This window comes from Persicitalea sp., assembly GCF_041751555.1.
GTDB lineage: Bacteria > Bacteroidota > Bacteroidia > Cytophagales > Spirosomataceae > Persicitalea.
The window spans coordinates 1-9,385 of sequence record NZ_JBGSXF010000519.1; the positions used below are offsets into that span (position 1 = coordinate 1).

Sequence of the window (9,385 nt, forward strand, 5' to 3'; positions counted from 1 at the left end):
TTTTACTTTCAGAAAATGATTTTTGGATAATTTGTCTGCTTGATTTTGATAGATAAAAGCGGGCTGGTTCACATTGTTGACGATCAAATCCAGATCGCCGTCATTGTCCAAATCGGCGTAGGCCGCGCCGTTGCTGTTCGACGGTCGGGCCAGCCCCCAGGCGCGGGTCACATTCTTGAATTGCAAATCCTGACCGTTTTCGAAGATATAATTTGTCAGGTTGGAGGAAGGAATTTCGTAGACTAATTTAAGAACGTCGGCGCGTTGGATGCCGCCTTGCTGGTTCTGCACATAATCGCTCATGTGTTTCAGGAAATCCATGTTGGTGTAGTCGCGCAGGTAGCCGTTGGTGATGTGCAGATCTTTCCAGCCATCGTTATAGAAGTCGGCGAAAAGGGCCGACCAACTCCAGTCGGTGTTGGACAGTCCGGCGAGTTGCCCGATTTCCTGGAAACTACCGTTACCGTCATTGATTTGCAGCATATTGCGCATGTACTGGTGGTTGAAGCCCAGTCGCACATTCAGGTCGAATTTCTGGTAGTTGTCCGGTGCCATCAAAAGTTTCTGACGGCTGTTGCTTTCGGGCAGCATATCCAGCGTCAGGATGTCGGGCCAGGCGTCGTTGTTGATGTCGGCTACGTCGCTGCCCATCGAGAAGTGCGAGGTGTGGCCCATGCGGCTGCCCAGTTGGTCTTTGAAGCCGCCCTTTTTGTCATTAATATATAGGTAGTCGGGTACTTGGTAGTCGTTGGAGACGTAAATATCCGTCCAACCATCGCCATCGACATCGGCCACACCCGCGCCCAGGCCGTAGGAAAGAGCCGAGCTCTGCAGTCCCACCGAGGTAGTTACGTCCTTGAATTTGTTGTTGTCATTACGGAAAAGCCGTACGCCGTTAATAGGATCATCTTTTTTTAGTAGTTCTGCGGTGCCCATCTCATTTAGGACAGGTAAGGACTTAGGATTGTGATTGAGCAAGAACATATCCAGATCGCCATCCTTATCGTAGTCGAAGAAAGTTGCCTGGGTGCTGGTGCTTTCACTCGCCAGGCCATATTCGGCGGCCATTTCCGCAAATCTTGGCACACCCTGCGCGTCGGCGCCCTGATTAATGTATAGTTCGTTGCGGCGTTTTTCGGGCAGTAGATTTCCTGAGTAGCAGAGGTAGATATCCAGCCGTCCGTCACCGTTGACATCGGCCATTGTCACGCCGGTCTTCCAGCTACTCTCGCGACCTGCGACGCCCGCCATCGCCGTCACGTCCTCGAACTTCAACGGTTCGCTGTCGCGGGTGCCTTTATTGATATAGAGCCGATTGGGTACCTGGTTTCCTGAAAAATAAAGATCGTCCCGCCCATCGCCGTTGACATCGCCTACGGCTACGCCGCCGCCGTTGTAGAAGTACTCGTACATCAGCACGTTGCCGTTCAGGCTTTCGGTGAGGGTGTTCTCGAAGACGACGTTGGTTTGTTCGGGGGCCAGAAGGGTAAAGAGCGGGTTTTCGGGGGCGGCCTCTGCTTCTTTTTCGTCGGTTTGCCTTTGGCAGCCGGCTAATAGTATTACACTCAGAAACATGGCCATGCCCCGGCTTATATATGATCTTGTCGATAGGCGGATAAAGATGAGAAACCAATAAAAAGCCGTAGGCTTGACCGATTTTGTAGCCCCCGATGAAATCGGGGGTAATACGAAAAATCCAGATTCACCCTTATTTCCGTAGGAACGGCCGATAAGAAGGGAACAGTTGCGCTTTTTATCGGCCGTTCCTACGGAACTTGGTGCGGCTGGGTTTCTTTCGTTCCCCCGGTTGAAACCGGGGGCTATCATATTGTCCATCCCTACGGGATTCAAAGATTTGCCTGACATTGACTACGGTTGATTTCCGCCTTTTTAAAAAACTTCTACCCCTAAAAATGCAAAAAAGAATCCGGGCCGACAAACTGCCGACCCGGATTCTTTACAAAACTATCTACACAAAATGTACTACTGTGTATAACCCGGATTCTGTACCAGTTTGTCGTTCCGGTTTTCCTCAGCCCGTGATATGGGCAGGAAGTAAAGCTTATCGGCCCAAGCCCGGTTCTCTTTGCCGGGATCAATCAGGAACGGCGTATAGGTATAGTTGTAATTCTCTTTGCTATACTTGTACACATTCACTGTCTTGCCGGGTTTCAGGGTTCCCACGACCTGGATACCGTCGGCTTTGCGGCCCAGCGTCGAAGGGGCGATCATCCAGCGACGGGCATCGTGGTAGCGCTGCTCTTCGTAAACCATCTCAATGCGCTTCTCGTTGCGGAATTTTTCAACAAGGGCCTGACCTGTAGCCGTAATAGCGGGCATTCCTGCACGGAAACGAATCTTATTGAGCCAGTCGCGGGCTTCGGCTTCATTGCCCAGGTTCAGATTTGCCTCGATATAATTAAACACCGCTTCAGTATAGCGCAAGATCGGCCACGGAATTTGCTGCCGGGTGTTCTGATCCACGATCGCGGGATTAGGATCGGTGAACTTGCGGAAGTAGTAGCCCGTGTAGCTACCATTCCAGTCCTCGATGGAACTGTTCCGGGTGTCCAGTCCAAAGTGCGTCACTTTCTGACCAGCCGCGTTGATCACTTCATAACGTCCGGTTTGAATTTGGCTGGCTGGGTCCTTGGGTAGGTTGGCGTTGGAACGCACCTTCCAGGGTGAACCTTCGTACAGAATGGATGCCGCGAAGCGGGGATCGCGGTTGGCATAAGGATCGGCGGCATGAGCAGGATTTTTCCAGTCAAACTTGGTGCCGTCCATCATTTCGTAGTCGTCTACCAGCAGTTGAACAGGTGTGTTACCCGCCCAGTTGTTGTAGCCATTCGGGCCATTATAAAGGCCAATACGCCCGCCGTTTTCGGGCTTAGCATCGGTGAAGTAACGGGCCAATAGTAATTCCGACTGTCCTCCGTTACGAGCCAGCGAAAGATCCATGTAATTTGTAGTTCCCTGCTGGGGACTGACTGGTTCTGTCAGGTTGAGCTTGAAGCCCCTGTTTAAATCAACAACGGCCTTCGAAGCGGCTTTCGCTTTCTCCCAGCGCTCCGTACGACTACCGCTTACATAGCCGATAAGCTCCGGCTTGGCAAAATTGGCGATGGTGGCAGATTTGGCCTTTGCCGTAGGGATATCGTGCAAATCACTGGCAGCGTAAGTCAGGATGCGTGATTTCAAGGCCAAAGCTGCTTCTTTGGTAGCGCGTCCCGTGGCCAGTTTCTTGCCGTCCAGCAGCGTAGCGGCTTCGTCCAGATCCTTCACAATGAAGTTCACCGTCTCCGCCCATGTATTCCGGGGGGCCATGTAATCGTCCTCACCCAGTCCGTAGGCCCGGTCGATCAACGGTACGCCGCCGTAGTAACGAGCCAACTGATGATAGTAATAAGCCCGCAAGAATTTAGCTTCTCCCTGCAATCTTTCCACAATATTGTTTGTGTTGGGAAATTTAGGCTCAGCCAGGTTCTCCAAGGCCAGGTTGGCCGCCCGGATTCGGGAGTACATTGAACTCCAGCGGAGATTGGTACTTACCCAGCCGATGTCCTCAGGGTTGGATCGGCCTTCAGTAATCGTCGTAATGCCGCGTCCGGGGTGCGTGAAGATGGCTTCGTCGGTCAACGAAGCGAGCGACTGTTCTTCAAAGCCACCGTTATTGAAGCCCGCGTAGATTTCCGTGACGAAGGCTTCCGCCAAGGCGGCGTCCGACCAAACGGCTGACTGCGAGAGCTCGCTGAGCGGCTCGGTGTTCACGAAGTCGTCGTTGCAACTGGTAAAAGTTACCAGGCCTGCTACAAACGCCAGCGCTAAAAGTTTGACTTTTTTCATGATTTTTAAAGGTTTAATGATTAAAAGGTAGCGGTCACACCGAAGTTGACCACTTTTGTTTGCGGGTAGTAGCGGCCCAATGAGTTATCGGCTTCGGGATCGAATGAGGTCATTTTGGTGAATGTGGCCAAGTTTAAGCCGTTGAAATACACCCTAAAAGCACTCAAACCTACCTTACTGACAATTTCGGACGGAATAGAATAGCCCAGTTCCAGGTTTTTCAGGCGTAGGTAATCCGTGCTGCGCAGCCAGTAATCGTTGCCACCGGAGAAGTATTGGTCACTCCTATTAGCTATACGTGGATGAACGCTGCTTGGATTGTCGATTGTCCAACGATTGTCGGCGATTTCCTGTAAATAGTTACCAATGTTGCCCGACTCACCCGCGCTGATATACTGCTTGGCCCCGGCAGCACCCTGGAAAAGAACCGTCAAATCGAAGTTCTTGTACTGGGCACCCAGGTTGATACCACCCTGGAACAAAGGCAGGTTGGTGTTGTCCAGACGTACCCGGTCATCGGGGGTTATCTTACCATCGCCGTTGTAGTCCTGGTACTTCATGTCGCCCGGCCGAAGTGCCTTCACGATGGCCGAGTAATCCAGGGTGTTGGCGTCGATCGCCGCCTGATCCTTAAACACGCCATCGTACTTGTAAGCTACGTAAGTGTACATGGGCTTGCCCGTCGAACGTTGCCAATCGGGTGCACCAGGTGCTTCGTCCCAGAAGATGATTTTGTTTTGGGCGTAGCCGCCGTTGACGCTGAAGTTGTACTTGAAGTCCTTGATCGAGTTGCGATAGCCGATATTGAACTCCCAACCCTTGTTCTTTACCTCACCGATGTTCTGACGGGGCAATGACAAACCTGTCGATTCAGGTACGGAGGCATTTTTGAACCACAGGATGTTGGTACGGTGATTGGAGAAAAGGTCGAACTCGAACGTCACCTTACCATTGAAAAGCTGCCCTTCCAAGCCCAAGTTGGAGTTGGTCGCTATTTCCCAGGTAATATTCGGATTAGGAATACGCGCTTCGTAAAGTGTTTTCGTCTCGTTACCTCCAATGATATAGCTACGGAAACCGTAAGTAGACAGATATTGATAAGTGTCTATCTGGTCGTTACCCAATTGCCCTACCGAGCCGCGCACTTTCAAGAAGTTGACCGCCGGGACGTTGTTCTTCCAGAACCCTTCTTCAGATATGACCCAACCCAGCATAATACCGGGAAAAAAGCCGTAGCGGGTTTCCTTAGGAAAAATATCCGAGCCGTCGTAACGCCACAGGAACTCAGCCAGGTACTTCTCTTTGAAATTATAGCCTACTCGACCGAAATAGTTGATGCGAGCAGAGTTGTAGGCACCACCACCATTGTCTTTCTGCAAATCGCCGCCAGCAAACAACTGATCCAAGGCGGGGGAAATGAAGAAACGACGGAAAGCATTAAAGCCTTCGCCTTGTATCGTCTCACGGTTGGTACCCGCCAACAAGTTAATTGTATGGTTGCCGAAAGTTTTATCGTAAGAGAACACACCTCCGAGCAGAATGTTGGTCTGATTGCTATTGCTAAGAGACAACTGTGGTTCGGCCGGGCCGCGTACACTCGCCACTAACTTGGGAGTTGTGCCATCGGCCTCGAATCCACTGCCTCGCTGGTAGAGCGTCCAGGGAATGTTCCAAAACTTGCCGTTTCGCGTATTATAATCGATTGCTCCGGTACCCGTAAACTTCAAACCTTCTACGCCCGGAATTTTAATCTCCAGTGAGCCATTGGTCTGCACATAATTCTGTACGTTGCGGTCGTAGCCGCTCAGGTCAGTCGTGATCACTACGGGGTTTTCTCCGTTCTCGATGTCAGGGCCTGGACGGCCGTCGGGCCAGTAAGCAGGTTCCTGCGGCTTGCCACGCTGTAGCATTCGGAAAATCGTGTTAGCACTCTTGGTAGGATAGGCCCGATTCTCCTGCCTTCCCAGCATTCCCAGGTTCACCTTCACGTATTTGTTGATGGTGGCGTCGAGGTTGATACGCAGGTCGTACTGCTTGTAGCCCGTTGCTGAATTAATATAGTAACCATCCTGATTCTGATAGCCCAGCGAAGCCAGGTACTTGACATTTTCAGACCCTCCGGTCAACTGTACGTTGTGCCGCGTCTGAGGAGAATTTTTCTTCAAAGTAGCATCGTACCAATTGGTGTTGGGGTGTCCCCAGGGATCGGAGCCGTCACGGTACTTTTGCAGGTCGTCAGGCGTGTAAGGTGCCTTCCGTACCGTGCCATTGGGCCGGGTATAGCTGCCCGTAGTTTTGTAGGCTTCGTTGGCTGCTGCCCATTCTGCCACGGGTAGGGCGTAAATATCGAGGTCATTAAGCATACTCGTGTACTGCGCAGCGTCGGCCGTATTGGGAACTACCGTCGGATTGGCAAAGCCCTGGTTGAACGAGTAAGAAAGCGAAGGCTTTCCCGTCTTGCCTCGCTTGGTGGTAATCAGGATTACACCGTTGGCCGCCCGTGAACCATAAATGGCCGCAGCAGCGTCCTTCAATACGGAGATACTCTCGATATCGTTGGGGTTAATCCGGTCCAGGCCACCAGATCGATTGGGAATGCCATCGATAACGATCAGGGCACTGTTGTTACCAAGGGTGTTGGCACCCCGGATACGGATGGTAGCACCATCGGCACCAGGCTCGCCGGAACGGTTGACAACCGTCACGCCCGGCAGGCGACCCGCCAGGGAGTTGGCTAGGTTCACAGCGGGAGATTTTACGAGTTCATCGCCCTTGACGGATACAACCGAGCCGGTTACTGTTTCCTTTTTCTGGGTGCCGTAGCCCACTACCACCACTTCGTCGAGCGACTTGGTATCAGCGGCCAATTGAATGTCCAGTTTGGTGCGGCTGTTGAGCGGTACTTCCTGGGTCACGAAGCCGATTGAAGAAAAGATCAGGGACACGCCACCATTAGGGGCATTGACGAGGTAGTTCCCATCGGAGTCGGTAGTCGTTCCAGTTGTGGAGGACTTCACCACGACGTTCACACCGGGGATGCCCGTCCCGGCTTCGTCGGTCACTTTACCGGCGACGGCCAGGCCCTGGGCGGAAGCACCCAGGGTAGCTGCCAGGAGCAAGGTTAAGGTTAGCAGACACCACCTCGTTACAGGTGAGGTCCATAGAGTAGTAATTTTCATAGAGAATTAGAGATTTAGTTAAATACTGATAATTAGAGCTTTCTTATAATCGATACCATGGAATTTCTATCATAGGCGGTTGTTTTTTTGAGATGTGGTAGTACAAAATCGTTCTAACCCCAAAGGACAAGAACTTTGGTATTTACTCCCAAAAAAAAGATTTTATTAAACATTACCAAGATTTAATTTCTGAACCACTGAATTAGTTAAATCCAGGCTCAGATATTGGCCATGTGATCTTGGTATTTGGCTATGCAGGAAGAATTCAGGTCATCAGGCTTGATCGAGTCCCAAAGTTTCCAACCTGATCGTAAATGTCACTTAGAGGAAGAGTCAACCCAATGCTCGCCAGTTCGATGCTACTTTCCAAGTCGTAGGCTTCTGACATCAGCGACCAAAACTCCTGTTCACCTTTCCGAAAAACTTCTACCGCCACTCTACGCGAGTCAATGAGGACGTACTCTTCCAAAGAAGGAATGCTGCGGTACAATTGAAATTTTTCGCCCCGATCGTAGCCGCCCGTGCTTTCTGAAAGTACCTCGACGATTATTATAGGATTGAGTAAAGTATCCACTTCTTCATCCAGGTATTCCTCTTTTTCGCACACCACCAGCACATCAGGATAAGTGTAGAGCCCATTAGCGGGGATGTGCGTCCTGAGGTCGCTTGAGTAAGCACTACAAGACTTCCCTTTCAGAAAAATATAGATTTCGCCGCTTAGATTTTCTGTAATCCGGTTATGGTTGCGACTGGCACCAGCCATTGCGAATATTTCGCCTTGATAGTACTCGCTCTTGTAATCGGCGGCACGTTCGAGTTCGAGGTATTCTTCGGGGGTGAAGTACTTCTGTGTCTGGATGTTCATAATCGTGAATCTATGTTTCAGGTCTATTCTGTTCGTCCCAAATTTTCCGTTCCGCCGTAGATGTCGCGCAGGGGTAATTTAAGGCTGATGCTGGCTAATTCGATGCTGCTTTCGAGGCTGTATGCCTCCGACATGAGTGACCAAAAACCATGCGGATGTTTCCGGTTGACCTCCGCCGCTACTCTCTTGGAGTCGATCAAAACGTACTCCTCCAAAGTGGTGATGCTGCGGTAGAGCTGGAATTTTTCGCCCCGGTCGTATCCGCTTGTACCCTGTGAAAGTACCTCGATGATTATTTTGGGATTGAGCAAAGTATCGAACTCTTCGTCCAGGTATTCCTCTTTTCCGCATACAACCGTAAGGTCAGGATAGGTGTAGAGACCGTTGGCGGGAATATGCACCCTCATATCGCTGGGAAAAAAATCGCAGGGTTCGCCGTCCAGATGGGAGCCAACTTTGACATACAAGTTGCCGACAACTCGATTATGGTTGCGACTGGCTCCCGCCATCGCGAATATTTCGCCCTGATAGTACTCGCTCTTGTACTTGGCGGCGCGTTCGAGTTCAAGATATTCTTCGGGTGAGTATTTCTTTAGGGGCTGGGCGGTCATGGATTTCGTAAACTAGTTTTTTCAAAAATAACAAATAATCCCCGCAATCCTGACAAAAAGCCGGACGTTTAGGCGATCCTGGCCCACTTTTCGTTTGTCTTTGAAAACATTCAAAACGTTCTTGTCTGCTCATGCGCCCTTATTACTATCCGCTATTTCTCCTAGTTATTTCTATTCTCCCAAACGCCTTCGCGCAAGTCCGCACGGAAGACGTGCGCCTGGAAGACTACATTTATAATGAGAACATAAAAACTGTACTCCTCTACCCCGCCGCCGACCGTCCCGACGACCCGCGGCGGCTCATTGGCCCGGCGGTGATTCCGTTGGGCGGCGAGCGGCCGCTGATGCTGGAGTTCGATGACATGACAGCCGACTACCGGGGCTTCCGCGCCAAGCTGATTCATTGCAATGCCGACTGGAACAAGTCGGTGCTGAACGACATTGAGTTCACCTACGAGTACAACGACTACCCCATCACCGAGTTCAAGCAGTCGTTCAGCACCAAAGTACCTTACTACCATTATCGTTTCCAGGTACCACGCCTGAAAGTATCGGGCAATTACGTGCTCGTGGTGTACTCAGAGCGGCAGCGACAGGTGGTTTTTACCCGCCGTTTTATGATTTATGAAAATAAAGTGCGAATCGCGGCGCAGGCGCGGTTTTCGCAGGGAATCCGCGAGCAGCGCACCGACCAGCAGATCGATTTCAGCCTAGATCACAAGGGCTATCAGGTCGTGTCGCCGCAGACGGATTTGAAGGTCGTGATCCGGCAAAATTTCCGCTGGGACAAAGCCAAGACCGGCTTTAAACCTACGAATGTTAGACCTTTCGATTCGGTGCTGGAGTACCAGTTTTTTAATCTTGAAAATACCTTTCCCGGCGGC

General features: G+C 51.1%; 6 protein-coding genes. 1 reads left to right on the forward strand and 5 read right to left on the reverse strand.

Annotated features, from left to right (window positions below; all coding sequences use genetic code 11):
- The 5 genes from ACEW8P_RS18535 to ACEW8P_RS18555 form a co-directional block, all read right to left on the reverse strand.
- Nucleotides 1–1,575: FG-GAP repeat domain-containing protein (locus ACEW8P_RS18535; RefSeq protein WP_373514565.1), on the reverse strand; the 1,575-nt coding region annotated here is incomplete at its 3' end.
- 408 nt (nucleotides 1,576–1,983) lie between these two features.
- A complete protein-coding gene (locus tag ACEW8P_RS18540; protein ID WP_373514566.1) occupies nucleotides 1,984–3,846 on the reverse strand; it encodes a RagB/SusD family nutrient uptake outer membrane protein in 1,863 nt (620 codons plus the stop codon).
- A 20-nt stretch (nucleotides 3,847–3,866) separates the two neighbouring features.
- Nucleotides 3,867–7,025, reverse strand: a complete 3,159-nt coding sequence (locus ACEW8P_RS18545) for a SusC/RagA family TonB-linked outer membrane protein (protein ID WP_373514567.1) — start codon at nucleotides 7,023–7,025, stop codon at nucleotides 3,867–3,869.
- A gap of 265 nt (nucleotides 7,026–7,290) precedes the next feature.
- Entirely contained in the window at nucleotides 7,291–7,890 is a 600-nt protein-coding gene (locus ACEW8P_RS18550; protein ID WP_373514568.1) for a Uma2 family endonuclease, read from the reverse strand.
- Nucleotides 7,891–7,913: 23 nt separating this feature from the next.
- Nucleotides 7,914–8,501, reverse strand: a complete 588-nt coding sequence (locus ACEW8P_RS18555) for a Uma2 family endonuclease (protein WP_373514569.1) — start codon at nucleotides 8,499–8,501, stop codon at nucleotides 7,914–7,916.
- A 131-nt stretch (nucleotides 8,502–8,632) separates the two neighbouring features.
- On the opposite strand from ACEW8P_RS18555, the gene ACEW8P_RS18560 reads away from it, so the two are divergent.
- On the forward strand, nucleotides 8,633–9,385 hold a 753-nt coding region (locus ACEW8P_RS18560; protein ID WP_373514570.1), incomplete at its 3' end, for a type IX secretion system plug protein domain-containing protein.

What these genes read in the sequence shown, in the direction of transcription:
- ACEW8P_RS18545 (WP_373514567.1), bottom strand. Translation starts at nt 7,025, where the DNA reads ATGAAAATTACTACTCTATGGACCTCACCTGTAACGAGGTGGTGTCTG.
- ACEW8P_RS18550 (WP_373514568.1), bottom strand. Translation starts at nt 7,890, where the DNA reads ATGAACATCCAGACACAGAAGTACTTCACCCCCGAAGAATACCTCGAA.
- ACEW8P_RS18540 (WP_373514566.1), bottom strand. Translation starts at nt 3,846, where the DNA reads ATGAAAAAAGTCAAACTTTTAGCGCTGGCGTTTGTAGCAGGCCTGGTA.
- ACEW8P_RS18555 (WP_373514569.1), bottom strand. Translation starts at nt 8,501, where the DNA reads ATGACCGCCCAGCCCCTAAAGAAATACTCACCCGAAGAATATCTTGAA.